This window comes from Frateuria hangzhouensis (genome assembly GCF_026410505.1).
Lineage (GTDB): Bacteria > Pseudomonadota > Gammaproteobacteria > Xanthomonadales > Rhodanobacteraceae > Frateuria_A > Frateuria_A hangzhouensis.
On sequence record NZ_JAPMIU010000012.1, the window covers coordinates 76,019 to 95,133 of the forward strand.

General features: G+C 67.2%; 17 protein-coding genes. 9 read left to right on the forward strand and 8 right to left on the reverse strand.

Annotation, left to right across the window (positions count from 1 at the left end; genetic code table 11):
- Positions 1 to 199 precede the first annotated feature (199 nt).
- Positions 200 to 757: a DUF3228 family protein gene (locus OSC30_RS13280; protein ID WP_267172346.1), complete on the reverse strand. Its 558-nt coding sequence runs from the start codon at positions 755 to 757 to the stop codon at positions 200 to 202.
- 193 nt (positions 758 to 950) lie between these two features.
- On the opposite strand from OSC30_RS13280, the gene OSC30_RS13285 reads away from it, so the two are divergent.
- The gene (locus OSC30_RS13285) at positions 951 to 2,450 is read left to right on the forward strand and encodes a catalase (protein ID WP_267172347.1); all 1,500 of its coding nucleotides are present in this window, start codon (positions 951 to 953) and stop codon (positions 2,448 to 2,450) included.
- A 36-nt stretch (positions 2,451 to 2,486) separates the two neighbouring features.
- Here OSC30_RS13285 and OSC30_RS13290 read toward each other — a convergent pair whose 3' ends face one another.
- Positions 2,487 to 3,371 (reverse strand): LysR substrate-binding domain-containing protein, encoded by an 885-nt coding sequence (locus OSC30_RS13290; RefSeq protein ID WP_267172348.1) that lies wholly within the window; start codon positions 3,369 to 3,371, stop codon positions 2,487 to 2,489.
- Positions 3,372 to 3,469: 98 nt separating this feature from the next.
- Here OSC30_RS13290 and OSC30_RS13295 point away from each other — a divergent pair, with 98 nt between their 5' ends.
- Positions 3,470 to 4,678, forward strand: coding sequence for a YbfB/YjiJ family MFS transporter (locus tag OSC30_RS13295; RefSeq protein ID WP_267172349.1), 1,209 nt, complete (start codon positions 3,470 to 3,472; stop codon positions 4,676 to 4,678).
- Between the two features lie 71 nt (positions 4,679 to 4,749).
- On the opposite strand, the gene OSC30_RS13300 is transcribed toward OSC30_RS13295, so the two are convergent.
- Positions 4,750 to 5,733: an amidohydrolase family protein gene (locus OSC30_RS13300; RefSeq protein ID WP_267172350.1), complete on the reverse strand. Its 984-nt coding sequence runs from the start codon at positions 5,731 to 5,733 to the stop codon at positions 4,750 to 4,752.
- A 179-nt stretch (positions 5,734 to 5,912) separates the two neighbouring features.
- On the opposite strand from OSC30_RS13300, the gene OSC30_RS13305 reads away from it, so the two are divergent.
- Entirely contained in the window at positions 5,913 to 6,668 is a 756-nt protein-coding gene (locus tag OSC30_RS13305) for a M90 family metallopeptidase (RefSeq protein ID WP_267172351.1), read from the forward strand.
- 107 nt (positions 6,669 to 6,775) lie between these two features.
- Here the strand turns inward: OSC30_RS13305 and OSC30_RS13310 are convergent, their stop codons facing one another.
- Positions 6,776 to 8,116, reverse strand: coding sequence for a class I SAM-dependent methyltransferase (locus OSC30_RS13310; protein ID WP_267172352.1), 1,341 nt, complete (start codon positions 8,114 to 8,116; stop codon positions 6,776 to 6,778).
- Between the two features lie 136 nt (positions 8,117 to 8,252).
- Positions 8,253 to 9,554: an MFS transporter gene (locus OSC30_RS13315; RefSeq protein ID WP_267172353.1), complete on the reverse strand. Its 1,302-nt coding sequence runs from the start codon at positions 9,552 to 9,554 to the stop codon at positions 8,253 to 8,255.
- Between the two features lie 507 nt (positions 9,555 to 10,061).
- Here OSC30_RS13315 and pyrC point away from each other — a divergent pair.
- Entirely contained in the window at positions 10,062 to 11,102 is a 1,041-nt protein-coding gene (gene pyrC, locus OSC30_RS13320; RefSeq protein ID WP_267172354.1) for a dihydroorotase, read from the forward strand.
- Between the two features lie 201 nt (positions 11,103 to 11,303).
- Here pyrC and OSC30_RS13325 read toward each other — a convergent pair whose 3' ends face one another.
- Positions 11,304 to 12,308: an alpha/beta fold hydrolase gene (locus OSC30_RS13325; RefSeq protein WP_267172355.1), complete on the reverse strand. Its 1,005-nt coding sequence runs from the start codon at positions 12,306 to 12,308 to the stop codon at positions 11,304 to 11,306.
- 507 nt (positions 12,309 to 12,815) lie between these two features.
- Here OSC30_RS13325 and OSC30_RS13330 point away from each other — a divergent pair.
- Positions 12,816 to 13,931, forward strand: a complete 1,116-nt coding sequence (locus tag OSC30_RS13330; RefSeq protein ID WP_425474755.1) for a DUF5694 domain-containing protein — start codon at positions 12,816 to 12,818, stop codon at positions 13,929 to 13,931.
- A 75-nt stretch (positions 13,932 to 14,006) separates the two neighbouring features.
- Positions 14,007 to 14,627, forward strand: coding sequence for a hypothetical protein (locus OSC30_RS13335; RefSeq protein ID WP_267172357.1), 621 nt, complete (start codon positions 14,007 to 14,009; stop codon positions 14,625 to 14,627).
- Between the two features lie 189 nt (positions 14,628 to 14,816).
- On the opposite strand, the gene OSC30_RS13340 is transcribed toward OSC30_RS13335, so the two are convergent.
- Positions 14,817 to 15,053 carry a DUF2798 domain-containing protein gene (locus OSC30_RS13340; RefSeq protein WP_267172358.1) on the reverse strand — a complete coding sequence of 79 codons (237 nt, stop codon included), beginning with the start codon at positions 15,051 to 15,053 and terminating at the stop codon, positions 14,817 to 14,819.
- A 103-nt stretch (positions 15,054 to 15,156) separates the two neighbouring features.
- On the opposite strand from OSC30_RS13340, the gene OSC30_RS13345 reads away from it, so the two are divergent.
- Together OSC30_RS13345 and OSC30_RS13350 are read left to right on the forward strand one after the other, a co-directional pair.
- Complete coding sequence (locus OSC30_RS13345) at positions 15,157 to 16,041, forward strand: LysR family transcriptional regulator (protein ID WP_267172359.1); 885 nt, start codon at positions 15,157 to 15,159, stop codon at positions 16,039 to 16,041.
- A 248-nt stretch (positions 16,042 to 16,289) separates the two neighbouring features.
- Positions 16,290 to 17,348 carry a TolB family protein gene (locus OSC30_RS13350; RefSeq protein WP_267172360.1) on the forward strand — a complete coding sequence of 353 codons (1,059 nt, stop codon included), beginning with the start codon at positions 16,290 to 16,292 and terminating at the stop codon, positions 17,346 to 17,348.
- Positions 17,349 to 17,467: 119 nt separating this feature from the next.
- Here OSC30_RS13350 and OSC30_RS13355 read toward each other — a convergent pair whose 3' ends face one another.
- The gene (locus OSC30_RS13355) at positions 17,468 to 18,349 is read right to left on the reverse strand and encodes a LysR substrate-binding domain-containing protein (protein ID WP_267172361.1); all 882 of its coding nucleotides are present in this window, start codon (positions 18,347 to 18,349) and stop codon (positions 17,468 to 17,470) included.
- Positions 18,350 to 18,466: 117 nt separating this feature from the next.
- On the opposite strand from OSC30_RS13355, the gene OSC30_RS13360 reads away from it, so the two are divergent.
- Positions 18,467 to 18,988 (forward strand): lipocalin-like domain-containing protein, encoded by a 522-nt coding sequence (locus OSC30_RS13360; protein WP_267172362.1) that lies wholly within the window; start codon positions 18,467 to 18,469, stop codon positions 18,986 to 18,988.
- Positions 18,989 to 19,115: the final 127 nt, after the last annotated feature.

The following is a 19,115-nucleotide window of genomic DNA, read 5'->3' on the forward strand; positions in this document are numbered from 1 at the left end:
AAGCACTGAGGCACCCCTCTCGACGCCGCAGCTTGCGCCCTGTGCCCGTCGTGTTTTGCGCTGTTGCTCGTGCAGCGCGGGCGTCCGCGCGCATTACGCCGTGGGAAAGAGGAATCGAGCGTGTCAGCGCTGCCGCGACGGTCCCATGCAAACGGCCGTGGCCCGGCCGCCCGAGGGTCGGCCATGAACGACCCTGCTCCTACCCCCGCCAGTTGGCATGCGTGCGCCAGAACTCCACGCTGGATCGGTAGGCTGCCCGATCCAGCGGCACGCCCGAGCCGCCCTCCTCCACGCCCAGCGCGTTGCGCAGCATGGTGATGGGCGCCATCGGGGTTTCCTGCGGCTCGGCGGTGTACATGCAACCGACCACGCCCCAGTCGGCCTCGATCGGCGAGCCTTCCTTCGCCAGTTGTTGGCGGCTGTAGAGGATCGGGATCAGGTAAGCGGCCACCGGCGGATCCAGCCCTTCGAACCAGCGCACCAGCACCGGCAACTCGTCCCGCGTTCGCGCTTCGTAGTCCGAGCGCAGCACATGCCGGTTGCCATCGGTGATCGGCACGGCCAGGCAGCGCGTGGACGTCCAGTTGGCATGCACGTGCAACTTGCAGAACGGCGCGTAGCCATCGAGCACCTTCAGCGGCGGCACCTCGTTGAGGCGGCGCTCGAACGCTTCGGGCGTGCAGTCCTGGATCGTGTTGCGGCGCGGCTCGCGCGGGAACAGACGCGGAAGCGCGAAATCGGTAAGAACAATGGACATGGCATCGGGGCGGCGAAAGACCCGTGCATTATCGGTCCTGCCGAAGCCTTCGGCATCCGCGCGGCCCATTCCGCGAGCACCCGGAAGGTGCCGCCTATCGCCGCGATCGGAAAAACCGAATGGCCTACACGCGGCCGTGCCGGCAGACTCGCTCAACATATCGCACGACGCACAGCCACTGGAGGAAACGCCCATGTCCACATCCGGAAAAAGCCCCGAAGCCGGCTCGACCACGGGTACCGGCGCACCCGCCATCAGCGACCGCAACGCATTGACCATCGGCGCCGATGGCCCGGTCCTCCTGCACGACGTGCATTTCCTGGAGCAGATGGCGCACTTCAACCGCGAAAAGGTGCCCGAGCGCCAGCCGCACGCCAAGGGCGCCGGCGCGTTCGGCGTGTTGGAAGTCTCCGAAGACGTGTCGGCATACACGAAGGCGGCGCTGTTCCGGAAGGGCGCGTCCACCGATGTGCTGGCACGCTTCTCCACCGTCGCCGGCGAGATGGGTAGCCCGGATACCTGGCGCGACGTGCGCGGGTTCGCGCTGAAGTTCTACACCGAAGAAGGCAACTACGACCTGGTCGGCAACAACACGCCGATCTTCTTCCTGCGCGACCCGATGAAGTTTCCGCACTTCATCCGCAGCCAGAAGCGCCTGCCGGATTCGGGCCTGCGCGACAACCACATGCAATGGGACTTCTGGACGTCCAACCCGGAATCCGCGCACCAGGTCACTTATGTGATGGGCGAGCGCGGCCTGCCGCGCACGTGGCGCCACATGAACGGCTACGGCTCGCACACCTATCTGTGGATCAACGCGGCCGGCGAAAAGTTCTGGGTCAAGTACCACTTCCACACCCGCCAGGGCATGGCGTTCTTCACCAATGCCGAGGCCGCCGCGATGGCCGGCCAGGACGCCGACTACCACCGGGGCGACCTGTTCAACGCGATCAAGCGCGGTGATTTCCCCTCGTGGGAGTTGTCGGTGCAGATCATGCCCTACGCCGAGGCGAAGAACTACCGCTTCAATCCATTCGACCTGACCAAGGTCTGGCCGCACGGGGACTACCCGCTGATCAAGGTCGGCACGCTGACGCTCAACCGCAATCCGGAGAACTTCTTCGCGCAGATCGAGCAGGCCGCGTTCTCGCCGGGCAACACCGTGCCGGGCATTGGCCTTTCGCCCGACAAGATGCTGCTGGGCCGTGCGTTCGCCTATGCGGACGCCCAGCGCAACCGTATCGGCACCAACTTCCACCAGCTACCGGTCAACCAGCCGAAGGTGCCGGTCAATACCTACATGTTCGACGGCCAGATGGCCTATCACCACAGCGGCAGCGCGCCGGTGTATGCGCCCAACAGCGGCGGGCGCAGCTGGTCGGACCAGACCGGGCCGGTGGACGACGGCTGGGAGGCCGACGGCCCGCTGGTACGCAGCGCCTACACCCTGCACGCCGAGGACGACGACTTCGGCCAGGCCGGCACGCTCGTGCGCGACGTGTGGAACGACGCCCAGCGCGACCAGTTCGTGGACCAGGTTGCCGGCAGCCTGCTCGGCGGCGTGCGCAGCCCGGTGCTGGAACGCGCCTTCGCCTACTGGAAGAGCGTCGACGCCACGATCGGCCAGCGGATCGAAGACAAGGTCCGCGCGGGCAGCGCACCGGAACCGGCCGAGGGCATGGGCGAAGGTTGAGCCCCGGAGGTCGCCGTATCCGCGCCGATGCCGGCATTACCTGCCGCGTGACGCCCTGCGCGCGTCCTCCCGGAGGGAGTTGGCGAGCTGCGTGAGCGCCGGCACGTGGTGGCCGCGCGGCATCACCAGCGCGGTGCGGATGCGCGCCAGCTGTGCGGGCATCCGGCCGATGGACAACGCGTCGCGCTGCGGGTAGATGTCCAGCACCGAGCGCGGCACCAGGCTGATTCCCACGCCCGCCGCCGCGGAGGCGAAGATCGCGTGGTAGGAGGCGAACTCCAGCACGCGGCCGGGTACCGCGCGCCTGGACTGCAGCCACTGCTCGAGCCGGTGCCGGTAAGCGCAGCCGTTGCCATGGAAGACCAGCAACGTGCTGCCTGAGAGCCGCGCCGGCTCGCGCGGCAGCGCGTGTCCGGCCGGGCCGACCAGCACCAGTTCCTCGGTGTACAGCGGCACGCGCAGGAAGCGCTCGTCGTCGACCTCGTCGCCGACGACCGCCGCGTCCAGCGCGCGCGCCTGCACGCGTGCAATCAGTTCGCGCGACGGCGCGGTCTGCAACTCCACCGATACCTGCGGATGGTCGCGGTGGAAGGCCGCCAGCGGCAGTGGCAGCCGGCTGGCGGCGACGCTTTCCATCGCGCCCAGGCGCAGGCGTCCGCCGACGACATCGTTGCGTACCGCGGCGCGCGCCTCCGAGGCAAGCACGAGCAAGCGATCGGCATAGCCCAGCAACGCGTCGCCAGCCGCGGTCAGGCGCAGGCCGCGCCCTTCGCGATCGAACAGCGGAACGCCCAGGGAGGCCTCCAGCTGGCGGATGCGCGCGGTCACGCTCGACTGCGCGCGGTTCAGGCGATCGGCGGCACGGCCGATGCCGCCGGCCTCGACCACCGCGCGGAAGGTCTCGAGTTCGCGAAGTTCCATAGATCGAAGATTCCGATGTAAATGGTCCGAATAATTCATTTTACCCGATGAATGCCGGCGCCTAGCATCAGCGCCCCAACCCGCTTTCGGAGTGCTTCATGCAATCCGCACCGCGCACCGCGCTCGCCGGCATGGTGATGCTCGCCCTCGGCATGGGCATCAGCCGCTTCCTGCTCACTCCCCTGCTGCCGTTGATGCAGGCCGATGCCGGCCTGGGGCTGGCCGCGGGCGGCTGGCTGGCCTCGATCAACCTGGCCGGCTACCTCGCCGGTGCGCTGCTGTGCGTGTTCCTGCCGATGCGGGCGGGGCTGGCGATCCGCGCCGGGTTGTTCGGGGTGGCTGTATCGACGTTGGGCATGGGACTGACGCCCGGCGTTGCCGCCTGGCTGGGTTGGCGCCTGCTCGGCGGGCTGGCCTCGGCCGCATTGACCGTCCACGGCATCGCCTGGAGCATGCTGCGGCTGCGCGCCGAGGGGCGTGAGTCGTTGGAAGGCGTGCTGTTCAGCGGCACCGGCGTGGGCATCGTCGCCAGCGGCGTGCTGGTCGCGCTGCTGGCGCCGCTGGGCGTCACCTCGCGCGCCCTGTGGATCGGCTTCGGCCTGCTCTGCATGCCGCTGGCGGCGGCGGTGTGGCGAACGCTCGACGACCCCGCGCCGGTGCCGCCGATCCCCTCGGCCCGCGCCATGCCGGCGATGCACGGACCTTCCGGGCCGGCATGGACGCTCGCGCTGGCCTATGGCCTGATGGGGTTCGCCTACGTCGTGCCCGCAACCTTCCTGCCGCTGATCGCAGTCGAACACCTGCGCTCGCCGGCGCTGCGCGAATGGTTCTGGCCGCTGTTCGGCGGCGCGACCATGATCGCCACCCTGGCGATGCCGAAACTGCCGCCGCGCCTGGACAACCGCATCCTGCTCGCCGCGTGCTGCACGTCGATGCTTGCCGGGATCGTGCTGTGCGTCAGCTGGCCGACGGTCCTCGGCCTGGGCATCGGCACCGTGCTGATCGGCGCGGTGATCATGCCGTTCGTGATGCTGGTGATGCGCGAGGCACGCCTGCTGGCGCCGACCGACCCTACCCGCCTGATCGCCGTGCTCACCACGTTGCTCGGCATCGGCCAGATGCTCGGCCCGGTGGTAGCGGCCCGGCTGGCCCAGCGCAGCCACGGGTTCGCGCTGCCGATGCTGGTGGCCGCGGTGGTCACCGCGCTGGCGCTGTGCGCGATCCTGCTGCGCCGCACCGCACCGCCCACCGCGCCCCCCCGGGCCGCACGGGCCGCGGCCAGCCTCTCCGCGCGCGGCTGTCCCTAAGCGCAGAGAGAACACGGTACGGCAGCCGAGTCCACCCACGCGGAAATCAGACGCCGCCCGGGTTCCGCTTTTCAGCGCGCATAGGGCGCGACGTTGCTCCGGATGACCGCCCATTCGGTCGGTGTCAGCGGCAGTTGCGGATAGATGCGGCCGTAGTAATCGGCCAGGTCCGTGCCGTTATAGGGCCAGTCGGAGCCCGGCAGGAAATGGCGCGGTCCGATCTTGCGGATCAGCGCCACGAAGGCGCGCTTGTCGGCCGATGGCGTCTTGCCCGTCCACACGCCGGAAAGGTCGAACCATACGTGCCGGAACGCCTGCGGATCGGCTTGCATGTCATGGGCAAATGCGCCCAGCGCGGACAGGGTCGCCTTGTCGATGCCGCCCCATCCGCCGGCATGCGCGATCTGCACCGGCGTGCCTGCCGCCGCCGGCAGGACATCCCTGACGAAGCGCTGCACGTCCGCGGCGCCGTAGTCGCCACGCTGCGTGCGCAGATGAACCACGATCGCCCAATGGGCTTTCGCGGCGGCGCGGAACACGCGGGCAAGCGCCGCAACATGCGCGTCGTTGCGCAGCTCCACGCCCGAACTCGTCAAATGCAGCTTCAACCCGGCGACGGCGGGATTGCCCTTCCAGCGGGCGATCTCCGCAAGCGCCGTGGGTCGCAGGGGATCCACGGCAACGAAGGCGCGGAAGCGGTCCGGGTGATCGCGGGCAAGGCCCACCGTCCAGTCGTTGGCCGCGCGCATCAGCTGCGCGGCATTGGTCGGCGGCGGATCCATCATCGGGCTCTGCGGGAGATAGCCCGTCGACAGCACCAGTGCGCGCTCGATGCCTGCCTTGTCCATCGCGACCAGCAGGTCCGCGGGCGAGTGCGGGGTCGTCAGTGCCGCATCGCATTTTCCGTAGCGGCGGATGCTCTGACAAAACTTCGGCACGAAAGCCTGGATCGCCGGCGAGTTCAGGTGCGTGTGATGATCCACGCGGATCGCGGCAGCCGGCTCGGCTGCCGGGGCAAGCCCGATCGCCGCCGACGCGATGACGAGGCCGGACAAGAAAATCCTGCGCATCCGCCGCATCGCAAACGCTCCTTCGGGAGAGATGGACAGCATAGTGCGCTCATGCGAAGTGGTGCGCATCGTTGCCCACGCCAGGCAGGCGCCTGGCGCGGCGGTTCTTGAGAAAGCGTATATCGCCCAGATGCTTGGGGTTCCAGGACTCCCCCGCGTGGGCCATGCTCGACAAGATCAGAAACTGGCGCGTACGGCATATCGTCGCCCGTCGCCCCATCGCCGAGCCGCTGTGGCGGGACGCGCTTCGCCGATGCGCCCCGGCCCGCCGGCTGGGTGCTTCCGACCAGGCCGCGCTGCGCGTATTGGCCACTTTGTTCCTGGACAACAAGTCACTCGAGCCCGTGCAGGGATTGGAGCTCGACGAGGCCGATTGCGTCCTGCTCGCGACCCATGCCTGCATCCCGATCCTGAAACTGGGCCTGGACTGGTACGACGGCTGGCACAGCGTCATCGTGTATCCGGACGCCTTCATACCGCGGCGCACGCACACCGACGAGGCAGGCGTGGTCCACGAGACCAGCTCGGTGATGGCCGGCGAGGCATGGGGACGCGGGCCGGTGATCCTGTCGTGGACGGACGTGCTCCGTGCCGGAAAGATGCCGGGGCATAACGTGGTCATCCATGAAATGGCGCACAAGCTCGACATGCTCAACGGGGACGCCAACGGCTTTCCGCCCCTGCACCGGCGCATGGACCGCCATGTGTGGACGCAAGTCTTCTCGGAAACGTGGGATCGCCTGCGCGATGACCATGACCAGGGGCTTGCGTTGCCCATCGACCCTTACGGTCTGGAAAGCCCGGCCGAGTTCTTCGCGGTCGTCAGCGAGCAGTTTTTCGAGGAGCCGTCGGCGTTGCGGGAGCACTTGCCGGAGGTCTATCGGCAGCTCGAGCAGTTTTACCGGCAGCACCCGTACTGATGGCCCGGTGACCGAATGTGCAAAAGGCAGTATCGCCCCCAAAAGCGCACTTCCGTTGCTCTTGCCGATCTTGTGTTGCGACCCCGTCGATGCTTCTTATTGGAAGGCTAGCCGGCCTTGCTCATCAATTCGTGCAACGGCGTAAACGGCGCAACGGACTCATGCCGCAGATACATGACGTGGCCGCGATTCATACCGATAAAGAGCCTTTCGAAATCAGCCATGATCGCGTCCCGTGATGTATTCGCATGTTTTTCCGCCACGGCGGTGACGATCTGGTCGACCGTGCGAGTTCCGTCGATGGCGCGCAACAGGCTTGCGACAAAGGTGCCCTTGGCCACGGAAAAGCGCGGCTTGTCCGGAAACTGATCCAGCGTGATGGTAAAGGCGTCGTTCTGGGCTTCTGCAATGTTCGCCAGCTGGTCCAAAGGCAGGACATGCCCGATACCCGACCAGGGGACCATGCCCTCATCGGTCAGGCGGGCAACGGTTTCGGCTGCGTCATGGCGGACGGCATAGAACTCGTGTTTGAAGATTTCGCCCGACAGGGCTTCGCCGATCGCTTGTTGTTGCTTCAGGGGGTATTTGCCGATTTTTTCCAGAAGCGCGCGGTCTTTCAGGAAAGTTTCGGGTAGATACTGCAGCTGGCGGTAGTACGTCCCCGGTTCGCTGGCCAGTTTCATGCCGCAGCGCTCCAGCCAGTCGTGCACCTCGAGGATCGAATATGCCCGGTCCTGCGTGTGCAGGAACAGATCGAAAGTGCCGGCATCGTTGCCCAGGTCGCTGTACCCACCGAGAAACCGCTGACCGGCGTTGAACCAGTGTTGGCCAGGCAGGCTGTTCAACACCTCCCGCGTATTGCGGATCTTGACGGCAGCGCTGTCTTCTTCGCCGTTGATCATGCGCATCAGGTTCTGAACCTGATAGATGCCGGTGCGCCCGTACGTCGCATAGACCATCACGAACATCGCTCCGCCCGGTTTCAGCACGGACAACAGCGCCCTGAGCCCCGCGTCCGGGTCTTCCAGATGATGCAGAACGCCGGTGCAGTCGATGAAGTCGAAAAGGCCCACGTCCAGGTTGGGCAAATTCAGGATGCTGTCTTCGATCCAGTCGATATTCTGCAGCCCGCGGACCTCCGCTCGTTTACGGGCGATCTGGGCGCTGGCCGTGCTCATGTCCAGATAGGTGACGCGCGCGCCGGGCTTGTCGCGCAGCTGTTCTGCCCAGGCGATCAAGCCGTCGCCCGTTCCGCCGCCGGCGCTCAACACGCGAAAGCCGTTCGCGAAATCCTGGCGACCGTTGAAGCAATGGTGATTGACCGAATCAAGCCGCGCCTGATGCGACACGATCAGGCGTTTGCGTTCATCCTGCGGATCGCGCTCGGGATAGGGATACTGTTCGTATTGCGTGCGGACGTCGGGCAGGTAGTTACCGTTCTGGCTCATATAGTCTTCCGATCAAACCCAATTTCCCGGCTGGCGAATTCCCGGCAGTGCGCGAATGCGACGTTTGCCCACCAACCTGTGAACATCATCGCACGCATCGGTCGCGGCAACCGCCACAAGGCGGTTCCAGACCGCGTCAGGTCACCCGCTCCCCCGCCGCCACGCGAGCGGCCGTGATGTCCTCCGGCGCGGGGTGGATGACAAGGCGCAATCGTCCGGGAGCCCAGCGCAACCGTAATTGGCGATGCCTGACGAGATAACCCAGCGCCACCGCGGCCGCCGCCAGGCCCGCCAGCGCGCCGACACCCAGCGCCCAGCGAGCGCCGAAATGATCGACCACCCAGCCTACCAGCGGCGCTCCGACCGGCGTGCCACCCATGACCACCGCAATGCGCAGCGCCAGCACCCGGCCGCGCATGGCGCGCTCGGTGGTGAGTTGCATCATGGAGTTGCTGCCGGTCATGAAGGTGAGCGCAGCCAGTCCGACGAAAAACAACACGGCAGCAAACAGAAACGGGGTAGGCATCACCGCAGCCACCGCCACGGAAGCACCGAAGGCCGCTGCGGAAGCGGCCATCAACACCATCCCCGGGAACTGGCGGCGGGCGGAAAGCAGGGCGCCGCACATCGTGCCCGCGGCCATCGCCGACGTCATCAGGCCGTACTGGCTGGCGTCCCCATGGAACACGGTGACCGACATGGTCGAAATGAAAATGGCGAAGTTGAAGCCAAAGGTGCCGAGCAGGAAGAGCATCACCAGCACGGCGACCAGGTCGGGTCGCAGCCACACGTAGCGAAACCCGGCCAACAGGCTGCCGCGCGTGCGTTCGGGCCGCGCTTCGGTATGCAGCTCGTGCAAGCGCAGGAACCAGAGCGATACCAGCACCGCACCATAGGAACCGGCGTTGATCAGGAACAGCCAGCCCTCGCCCACCGCGGCAATCAATACGCCCGCCACCGCGGGGCCGAGCATTCGCGCCGCATTGAAGGAGGCCGAGTTGAGCGCCACGGCGTTGGCCAGCACGTCATCGGTGACCAGATCCGAGACGAACGCCTGCCGTGCGGGCGCGTCGAACGCGGTGACGCAACCCAGCAGCAGGGCAAAGCCATACACCTGCCAGAGCTGCACCATGCCGAAAACGGTGAGCAGGCCCAGGCCCAGCGCCAGCACTCCGGAAGCGGCCTGGGTCCACAACAGCAGCTTGCGCCGATCCATGTGGTCGGCGGCAAAGCCGGAAAGCGGCAACAGCAACAGTGGCGGACCGAACTGCAGCGCCATCACCGTACCCACCGCGGTCGCGTTGTGGTGGGTGAGCACGGTAAGCACCAGCCAGTCCTGCCCGATGCGCTGCATCCAGGTGCCCACGTTGGACACCAGCGCGCCGACGGACCACAGCCGGTAGTTGTAGCTCCTGAGCGAATGGAACATGCCGTTCATTGCGTGCGTGGCGACTCCGTCGGAACCAGGGAAACAAGCAGAAGCGGGCCGCATCAGGTCATGCAACCCTCCGGAACCGGCAGCACCTGCGCGCGGCGTTCCACGCGCCGATGGTATTCGCACGGGCAACCCGCGCGAACGTCTCGCCATCCGGCCCGGTGCAGCGACTTTGTCGCAGACGGACGTCCGCGCTCCACGCGGGCGGGAATCCACCTTGCCGATGCGCGAGCCAGGTCGACTTTCCGCGGTCGCGGGAACGAGCCCCGACCTGTCCCAGCCACCTTCCAGCGCGATGCAGCCTACCGGGCAGGCTGAAATGAGGCGTGAGCGCATGCGCGAAGAGATGCATGGTGGATCGAACCGCATGGCGCGCGGGCGCGCGGTCTCGAGCGAAGCGCCATCAGCGTCTCGCGAACCTCGGCGTCTTGCAGGGAAAGCCCCGCCGTACCGGCATGACGTGCCGGATGCGCGCCCGAAAACCGCGCCCCTTCCCGTTAAACTGCACGCATGAGCACCGACCACATCACCCTGACCCGTCCCGACGACTGGCACCTGCACCTGCGCGACGGTGCCTTGCTGGCCGCCGTACTGCCGCACACCGCCCGCTGCTTTGCGCGCGCCATCGTCATGCCCAACCTGAAGCCGCCGGTGACTACCGTGGCGCTGGCACGCGCCTACCGCGAGCGCATCCTTGCCGCGCTGCCTGCGGACGTCGCTTTCGAGCCATTGATGACGCTATACCTGACCGAGGCCACCACGCCGGACGACATCGCCCAGGCGCGCGCCAGCGGTTTCGTGCACGCGGTCAAGTATTACCCGGCCGGCGCCACCACCAACGCGGCCAGCGGCGTCAGCGACCTGCGCCGCTGCTACGCGGTGTTCGAGGCCATGCAGAAGCACCAGATGCCCCTGCTGATGCATGGCGAGGTCACCGACCCGGCGGTCGACGTGTTCGACCGGGAACCGGTGTTCGTGGAGCGCCACCTGACCACGCTGTTGCGCGACTTCCCGGCGTTGCGCATGGTGCTCGAACACATCACCACGCGCGAGGCGGCCCAGTTCGTGCGCGACGCGCCGGCGCACGTCGGCGCCACTGTCACGCCCCAGCACCTGCTGATGAACCGCAACGCCATCTTCGCCGGCGGACTGCGTCCGCACAGCTACTGCCTGCCGGTACTCAAGCGCGAAAGCCATCGCCAGGCGCTGGTCGAGGTGGCCACCAGCGGCGACCCGAGCTTCTTCCTGGGCACCGACAGTGCGCCGCATCCCCGCCATGCGAAGGAAAGCAGCTGTGGCTGCGCCGGCATCTATTCCGCGCACGCCGCCATCGAGCTGTATGCCGAGGCTTTCGAGGCCGCGGGCGCGCTGGACAGGCTGGAAGCCTTCGCCAGCTTCCACGGTGCCGACTTCTACGGCCTGCCCCGCAACGCCGGCACCATTACTTTGCGCAAGCAAGCGTGGACCGTGCCCGAGGAGTTCGATTTCGGTGGCGTGCCCGGCGTGCCGATGCGCGCGGGCGAAACCGTCGGCTGGCGAATGGATGCGTGAGGCGGGCTCGCCGCGGTTTCTGGGACGCGAAACATCGCATCGCTGGGTCGGGGCCGCCACGCATGCTGCCGGGATCCAGCGGTTCGACCGTCGACCGCGAGCTGTAAACGTCGACGCAGCGCATGAGGTCACCCATGCCGGCTCGAACGCGTCCCGGGGTTCGCGATCGGCAAGCGCCACCTGCAGCCCCCGGGCATGCCATCAGCGTCCATCCAGTCCTTCACGCAGCGCCTCGGCAAAGGCCAGCGGCTGGTCGATCCAGGCGCAGTGCCCGGCATCGTGGATGACGTGCAGGCGGACCTTTCCGGCCTCTGCAAGGGCTGACCAGGACCGCGCCGATGGATCGACGTAGTCGCGGTCGCCCTGGATGACCGTAATCGGCACCGGATGCGATTCGAGCGCCGGACGGATGTCCCAGGTGGGCATGCTGGCGGCGATCGAGGCACCCACGTTGCGGTTGTAATAGGCACCCCCGCTGGTGAGTTGGTGCCAGCGATCCAGATGCACGAGATCCAGCGGCGCGTTGTACCTGATCCTGAGCCGCATCCTTGCCTGTCGCGGCGTGTCCTGGCTCTTGTCTGACGGCAGGTCCGCCTCGGCCAGCACCCGTGCGATGTCGTCTTCGCGCGACATCATCGCCGTCTCTCGTTTTTCCAGGGCCTTTTCGTGCGGCTCCAGACTGGCCTCGTCCATTACCGGGGGCAAGGTAGCCGTCAGCACGAGCCGTTCCACGTGGGTGGGATGGGCGCGGTAATAGGCCATCGCCAACAGGGTTCCATACGAGTGGGCAAACAGCACCATCCGGTCGCGACCCAGCGCAACCCGCAGTGCCTCCAGGTCGCCCACCATCTGTCGCATGGTCAACTTGCCTTCCATTTCCACCGGCACCGGCGACAGTACGCTGCCGCGCTGGTCGTACAGAACGAAGGCATGCCGCCTCAACTGCGGGCGCAGTGCATCGATGATGTAGTGGAAGTCGCGCCCCGGACCGCCGTGCAGGAACACCACCGGCGCGCCCTGCCCCACCTCGGTCACGTACAGCTTCGCTGCGTGGTCCGCTGTCGGCAGATACCAGGCGTTCCGCTGCACCTGGTTGAAGACATCGTGCGTCGGCGCCTGCGGCGTCCTGGCGACGTCGGCGGCACCGGCGGCGGCGCAGGCGATGCCACCCGCCAGCAGCGCGGCAAGAAGAGGAAGCGTACGCATGACCGCTGCTCCTTCGGAAAGACGCAAACGAGGTTAGGGCGAGCCATGGTGGCGATCAAACGCCACAAGTCACAGCCGCCGGCAAGCCACCGGCGCGCCGCCTTGCCACGACCGCCGCTTCGCTCGCGGCATGGCGCATCGCAGGTCGCGCAGGCGGCGCATCGGACCCGCGCTGCGGACAGCGCCTGCTCGCGACGAGCGGCACCGGTCTCGCACGGTGACTTCTCGCACGTGCCCGACGGCATTGGAGCGCGACAGGATGGAATACGTCGTTCGCTGCGTTCGATGCACAACACAGCCCTGCATCCCGCCCTGGCATCTCGCAAGCGCAAGTCCGTCGATCGGCAAATGCCGCCCGCCACCGCCACCAGCGAGATCGGCGCCGCGCACGACGACAACCAACTGATCCGTGCTTGCGTATCCGCGCGAAGGCCGCTCCGGCGGCCGCCAAGGACGCCTTCCGCACGGCTGGACCATACCCGGAGGTGATTCATGAACAAGCGATTGGTGATGTGCGGATGGCTCGCGGCCATGGCGTGGACGGGCATGGTGCAGGCTCAAGTGCACCTGTCCGGACTCGACAAGGGCATGACCGGTCCGCGGGCGCAAATGGCAGTACTGGGTAGCGCGCATCTGGCCAAGATGCACGGCGACGTGCAGCCGCGTGCACTGGAGCCGTTGTTGCAGCGGCTGGCCGCTTTCCGGCCGGACGTCATCACGGTCGAGCAGATCCCCGGTGCCGGCTGCGAGCTGATGGCGCAGTACCCCACCATCTATTCCGCCGAAGGCATCGCCACCTACTGCGACGCGACCGAAAAGGCACACGCGGCCACCGGCCTGGACGTGCCGGCGGCGATCGCCCAGGTGCAGGCCACGCTGGCGGACTGGCCGGCCCATCCGGCGCCGTCTCGGCGCAGGCATCTGGCGGCCTTGTTTCTGGCCGCCAACGACCGCGCGTCCGCGCTGGTCCAGTGGCTGCAACTGGCCGAAGCCGAGCGGCATGCCGGCGACGGCGTGGACGCGGCGCTGGCCGCGCTGCTCGATGAACTCGCCACCGCCGACGACGAAACGTTCTCCATCGGCGCCCACCTGGCCGCCCGACTCGGCCTGCAGCGCGTATTCCCGATCGACGACCATACCGGCGACAGCATCGACGTGGATGACGTGCAGGGCTTCGCCACGGCCCTTCGTCAAGCCTGGGCGGGGGCGAAAGCGGAAACGCAGCCCCGGCGCGCGCGCGAGAAGGCACTCTTCAAGCAGGGCGACATGCTGGCGCTGTACCGCTACCTCAACCGTCCCGATGTCATGCGCACGGCCATCGAGGGCGACTTCCGCGCGGCGCTGCGCGAATCCTCGCCGGAGCATTTTGGCCAGCTCTACGTGGCCGGTTGGGAAACCCGCAACCTGCGCATGGTCGCGAACATCCGCGCTGCTTTCCGGGAGCGCCCCGGCGCACGCGTGCTGGCCATCGTCGGCGCCAGCCACAAGCCGTGGTTCGACAATCTGCTGGGCCTGATGCAGGGGGTGGATGTGCTCGACGTGGAGTCGCTGCTCGGACCGAGCGGCACGCATCCGGACCGGCCCGCGCCGCCAACGTCGGCTGCCCGGGGTAAGGCTTCGTAAGAATCTCCTCAGGCGTGCCTCAAGCTTCCAACGGCCGGCTGCGTTCGGATGTCCGGACATCCAAGGAGAAAGCCGATGAACGTACGCGACCAGGTGGTCCGGTTCCTGAAAACCCACCCCTCCATCAACGCGGTGAACTTCAGGTTCAAGTCGTACAGGATCTGGCCGGACGCCTACCGCAAGGACGTCGCGGACGCGGTGAGCCGCGGCGACATAAAGCTCGGCTCGGCGGTCAACGATGACGCCGCTGCCAGCTATCGGCAGGACCAGGATCGGCTGGAAATCTCCCCGTCGGCGAACTTCGCCTCGCTCCACCACCTGGGGCTGATCCTGCACGAATGCACCCATGCCGTTCTGGACATGCGCGCCATCGGCCGCCACTCCGCCTTCGAGGACGAGGCGGTCGCCTACCTTGCGCAGGCGTTCTTCCTGACCCGGACCCTGGGCGACGCCCGGACCACGCCCGATATCCCCGTGCCATCGAGCGCCAACACCGACGATGGCGCAGGCATCTACCGGGAAGCCAAGCGCGTCGCGGCCAGGGCCATGCGCACCGGCACGTACGCCATCGACGGCAACGAGGGCGCGAACCTGATATCGCTGATCGCCGGCCACCCCCACTACCGAGACCAGAAGTCGTATCCCTCCAACCGCTTCAACCGGAGCTTCCTGTACAACCTCGCGCGCAACATATGACGCGTCCATGTACCCGCGCGTGAGCCGGCGTTGCCAAAATCCCTGGCCGCCACGGGCGCGCTGACCTGGCCACGACCCGTGGCGCCCGCTGGCGGCTCATCTTCCAGTCCCGGTCTTTTGCGGTTTTCGGTTGGCGAACCGCACCCGGGAAGTCCATCGGGAAGGCATGGCCAGGTGGCAGCGTTTGCCTCAAGCCCGGCTTTGCCGGTGCGGCGTCACCAGCCATTGCACCAGCCGGGCGACCGGCACGCCCAGGACGATCACCATCACAAATGCAGCTGGCCAGGCCGCGAGGAACGCATGGCCCCACCGGACCGGTGCCAGGGCCGGCCAGCCAGCATGCAGCCAGCCGATCCAGCCAGTCATGAACAGTGACATCAGCATGGACATCAACGCAGCGGAAACGACGCGGGGCGACAGGCTCATGAGGAACTCCCGGTAGGTGATCGAGGAACCGGGCGCAGTCTAGGAAGCGGCGATCAGAACAAAAACAGCTAAGATTCGAATATCAAATTCCGTATTTGCAATCATGCTCGATGACCTTGCGCTGTTCGTGGCGATTGTCGAGGGCGGCAGTCTCAACGCCGCCGCCCGCCGTGAAGGCCTGCCCGCGGCAACGGTCACGCGCCGGCTCCAGCGGCTCGAGAAACACCTGGGTTGCCGCCTGCTGGAACGCAGCGCCCGCCGCATGGTGCCGACGCCCGAAGGCCTGCAGTACTACGAACAGTGCCGTCCGCTGGTCCATGGGCTCGGCCAGATCACGCGCTCGCTCGACGACGCCATGCACGCCATGGCCGGTTCCGTGCGCGTCCTTGCGCCCGAGGGCCTGGCCATCGGCGCGTTGGCGCCGGCGTGGGCGAGCTTCCTGGAGAACCATCCCGGGATCACGCTTCAACTGGAACTGAGCAATGCGGTGCAGGATCTGATCGGCAGCGGCGCGGACCTGGCCATCCGTGTCGGCAGGCAGCGCGACTCCGCGCTCACGCAACGGCGCCTTGGCACGCTGGAGATCGGCCTGGTGGCGTCGCCCGGCTACTTGTCCGCGCATCCGCTCGCCGCGGGGCAGCCGCTGGACCAACATCGCGTGCTGGTGGCCGAACCGCTCGACCCCACCCGGCTGCCCAGTCCCGAGCAACCCCTGCTCCGGCTGGCCGATGCCGTACGCATGCGGGTGAACAACATGACGCTCGCCATCCAGTTGGCCGAATCCGGCCTCGGGTTGCTGCTGTGCCCGCTGCACCAATGTGCTGCCGCGCTGAAGGAAGGCCGCCTCGTACGCGTGTCAGCGGACAGCCAGCTACCGTCGCGCGAGGTCTTTGCGGTGTGGTCGCAACGCCACTACCTGCCCGCCCGCGTACGGGCACTCGTCGAACACCTGGCGGGTTTCTTCACCTCGGATCCGAGGCTCAGCTGACACGAAACGGGAAAGGGTTGACCCGTGTGCCGACGGTGTTTATCGCAGACATGTTGCCGAACCGGGAGTCCGTTCATCGAGCTCAACCGGCTCGCGCGCTCCCTGACTGGAAGCTGTCTCGTGGCTGAGTCTTCACAAAACCAGTAGCAGGATCGCGGGCACGGGGGTTACGGGGTAAACACCATCGGCTCAGCGGGCGCCAGCTGCCCATCGCGCTGTGGTGCCCGGGACACATGGAGCACCACAAAATGAAACGCCAAGCGATCCTTTCCCTTCTTGTCGCCATTGCCGCCGCCGCGGTAGTACCTGCGGCCGCCGCGCAGGCGGCATCCACCGCCGCGATCCTGTTTTCCCGCACCTACGTGGCCGGTGACGGCTCGGCCTATTCGGGGCTGTATCGAGTCAAGCCGTCCGGCGAACACACTGTGCCGTTGACGTTCACGCTGCCGGGTGCCGAGTTCCGCGCCGGTGGCTGGTCGCCCGACGGCAGCCATGTCGTCTACGAGCGCACGGCCCCGGACCGGTCACTCGAGTCGCAGCTCTTCGTGGCCGATCGCCAGGGAGCGTATCGCCAGGTCACCGGCGGCAGCTACCTTCACCAGCAACCGTCGTGGGGCCCCGGCGGGCAGATCGCGTTTGTTTCCGATCGGGGAGACCACAACCTCTGTCTCTCCCTTACCCATGCGGACAACCAGGACCAGCGTGACCTGTTCTGCCCGCACATTCTTGATCGCCCCAGCGAGCCGATGACCCTTTCCACCCCGAAGTGGAATCCGGCCGGAAGCAGGCTGATCCTCGAAGCGGCAGCCTGGGGAGACAGCCTGGACGGCGACTGGATTTCCCACGTCTACCGGGTGAACGTTGCCACGGGAGCTGCCATTGAACTCACCCTGCAACACTTGCCGGACCAGACCGAGTTGACCGTCGCGCCCGGCCTCAAGGCAGGGATATACGCCCGCCGGTACCAGATCGCCCCGATGTACCACGTGGACTTCGTGACCGGCAGTCTGACGGAGCTGGGGACCGGCCGTGCGCCGAAGTATTCCCGCGACGGGCGCAGGATCGCCTTCGATCGAGGCAACCAGGTGTACGTGATGGATGCCGACGGCAGCGACATGTACGCGGTGATCGCGGATCCGGACCCCAATGCCGGTTACTCGGTCGCCGACTGGTCGGCTGACGGCACGCGGTTGCTGGTCAACCAGACCGGCCTGGCGCCGCTGATGCAGGTCGTCGACCTGGCGACCGGCACCACGAGGGATGTAGGTGCGGGCAGCGCGGCTTACTACGGCTGGTACCACTTCTGATTCGCAGGTAGCCAGGGTTCGCACCCCGGAGGGTGGATGCGCCACCGGGGACGATGACCGGCGAAGGGAAAGCGGCTAACGACTCATGTCCGGTGAGTCGCGTCCCATCCATGAGTGCTTCAACCCGCCGGGACCAGATGCGTCCGTGCCTGCTCCACCACTGCTTGCCGCAGGCGTGTCAGCGCCGCTGACGGCGCGCCGGGGGCGGCATGCAGGCACAGGTCCACGCCCGGCAGCGACGGCAGGCCGTGGCGTTCGTCCAGGCGCATCAGCGCGGGCGGGAGATCGCCGCCCGTGCGCACGGTGATCCCCAGCCCCGCGGCCACGCCGGCCCACAGGCTGTGCAGGCTGGCGGTAACGAAAGCCGGCCGCCAGGCGATGCCGGCCCGGTCCAGCGCGGCCGTACCCGCCTTGCGGAAGAAACACGGCGGCTGGTAGAGCGCCAGGTCCAGCACCGTCGCGGGCCGCACGACCTCGCCCGTGCCTGCCGGTCCGATCCAGGCCATCGGCAACGTGGCCAGGCATTCTGCGTCCGCGCGCCCACCCTGGTTCATGGCGAGCACCAGATCGAGCTCGCCACGGTCGAGCCGTTCGAGCAGCAGCCGGTTGGGTTCGACCAGGACATCCACCCGCACCGCCGGATAGGCCTTGCGGAACTGCCCCAACGCCACCGGCAACCAGGATTCGGCGAAATCACCCGGCAGGCCGAAGCGCACCACGCCATCGATGGCCGCCCCGCGCACCGCGTGGATCGCCTCGTCGTTGAGCTCCAGGATGCGGCACGCGTAGTCGTGCACCCGGTCGCCCGCCTCGGTCAACACCACGCGGCGGCCCTGCTTGCGGAACAGCGGCTCGCCCAACTGCGATTCCAGCTTGCGCATCTGCTGGCTGACCGCCGAGGGCGATCGTCCGATCCGCTCCGCGGCGCGGGCCAGGCCGCCCAGGCGCAGGATCGCCACCAGGCTGCGCAAGGCGTCCATGTCGAGATTGGGGAGCGACATTGGTAAGCCATTCGAAAGTATTGGCCTTGAATTATTCGATTTTTCCGCATATCGGCAAGCCCTACGATCGGCCAGGCCTAACCCACGAGTGCGCCACCGATCCGAAGGAGCAAACCCATGAGCCTGCACCGCACACTCTCCCGCCTTGCCGCCACCGCCGTTCTGCTGCCAACCCTGGCTTGGACCACCGGCGCCAGCGCGACCGACGCCCGCGGCGACGTTCCGCTTGCCGGCACCTGGACGCTGGTGGCAGCCGACGTGCTGCATCCGGACGGCTCGCGCGCGCACGACTACGGCGATGCGCCGAAGGGCCTGCTGCTGATCGACCACGTGGGGCACTACTCGCTTCAGCTTTACCGCTCCGACCGCGCGCGCTTCGCCCACCCGGCCAAGGCCAAGGCCAGCGCACAGGAATACCGGGCCGCGGTGATGGGCTCGAGCACCCACTACGGCACGCTTGCGGTCGAAGCGGACCGGCACGAACTGGTGTTCCATATCGAAAGTGCCTCCTTCCCCAATTGGGAAGGGCAGGAGCAACGGCGCTCCTTCGAATTGAAGGGCGACACGCTCAGCTATCGGGTGCCGCCGCGACCGGACGGCAACGTGCCCATCTCCGTCTGGCGACGCATCGGCGATTGAGCCGCCGCGCACCAGCCAGGGCTCACCTAGCGCCCGCTGCTGCTGGCGGCGGGCGCGTGGATCTCCGCAATGGCGTTTCGCGCCGCGTGAACTCGGGATAAGTGAAGCTGCCTGTCAGCTCCGCAGC

What these genes read in the sequence shown, in the direction of transcription:
- OSC30_RS13280 (WP_267172346.1), bottom strand. Translation starts at nt 757, where the DNA reads ATGTCCATTGTTCTTACCGATTTCGCGCTTCCGCGTCTGTTCCCGCGC.
- OSC30_RS13285 (WP_267172347.1), top strand. Translation starts at nt 951, where the DNA reads ATGTCCACATCCGGAAAAAGCCCCGAAGCCGGCTCGACCACGGGTACC.
- OSC30_RS13290 (WP_267172348.1), bottom strand. Translation starts at nt 3,371, where the DNA reads ATGGAACTTCGCGAACTCGAGACCTTCCGCGCGGTGGTCGAGGCCGGC.
- OSC30_RS13295 (WP_267172349.1), top strand. Translation starts at nt 3,470, where the DNA reads ATGCAATCCGCACCGCGCACCGCGCTCGCCGGCATGGTGATGCTCGCC.
- OSC30_RS13305 (WP_267172351.1), top strand. Translation starts at nt 5,913, where the DNA reads ATGCTCGACAAGATCAGAAACTGGCGCGTACGGCATATCGTCGCCCGT.
- OSC30_RS13310 (WP_267172352.1), bottom strand. Translation starts at nt 8,116, where the DNA reads ATGAGCCAGAACGGTAACTACCTGCCCGACGTCCGCACGCAATACGAA.
- OSC30_RS13315 (WP_267172353.1), bottom strand. Translation starts at nt 9,554, where the DNA reads ATGAACGGCATGTTCCATTCGCTCAGGAGCTACAACTACCGGCTGTGG.
- pyrC (WP_267172354.1), top strand. Translation starts at nt 10,062, where the DNA reads ATGAGCACCGACCACATCACCCTGACCCGTCCCGACGACTGGCACCTG.
- OSC30_RS13325 (WP_267172355.1), bottom strand. Translation starts at nt 12,308, where the DNA reads ATGCGTACGCTTCCTCTTCTTGCCGCGCTGCTGGCGGGTGGCATCGCC.
- OSC30_RS13335 (WP_267172357.1), top strand. Translation starts at nt 14,007, where the DNA reads ATGAACGTACGCGACCAGGTGGTCCGGTTCCTGAAAACCCACCCCTCC.
- OSC30_RS13340 (WP_267172358.1), bottom strand. Translation starts at nt 15,053, where the DNA reads ATGAGCCTGTCGCCCCGCGTCGTTTCCGCTGCGTTGATGTCCATGCTG.
- OSC30_RS13345 (WP_267172359.1), top strand. Translation starts at nt 15,157, where the DNA reads ATGCTCGATGACCTTGCGCTGTTCGTGGCGATTGTCGAGGGCGGCAGT.
- OSC30_RS13350 (WP_267172360.1), top strand. Translation starts at nt 16,290, where the DNA reads ATGAAACGCCAAGCGATCCTTTCCCTTCTTGTCGCCATTGCCGCCGCC.
- OSC30_RS13355 (WP_267172361.1), bottom strand. Translation starts at nt 18,349, where the DNA reads ATGTCGCTCCCCAATCTCGACATGGACGCCTTGCGCAGCCTGGTGGCG.
- OSC30_RS13360 (WP_267172362.1), top strand. Translation starts at nt 18,467, where the DNA reads ATGAGCCTGCACCGCACACTCTCCCGCCTTGCCGCCACCGCCGTTCTG.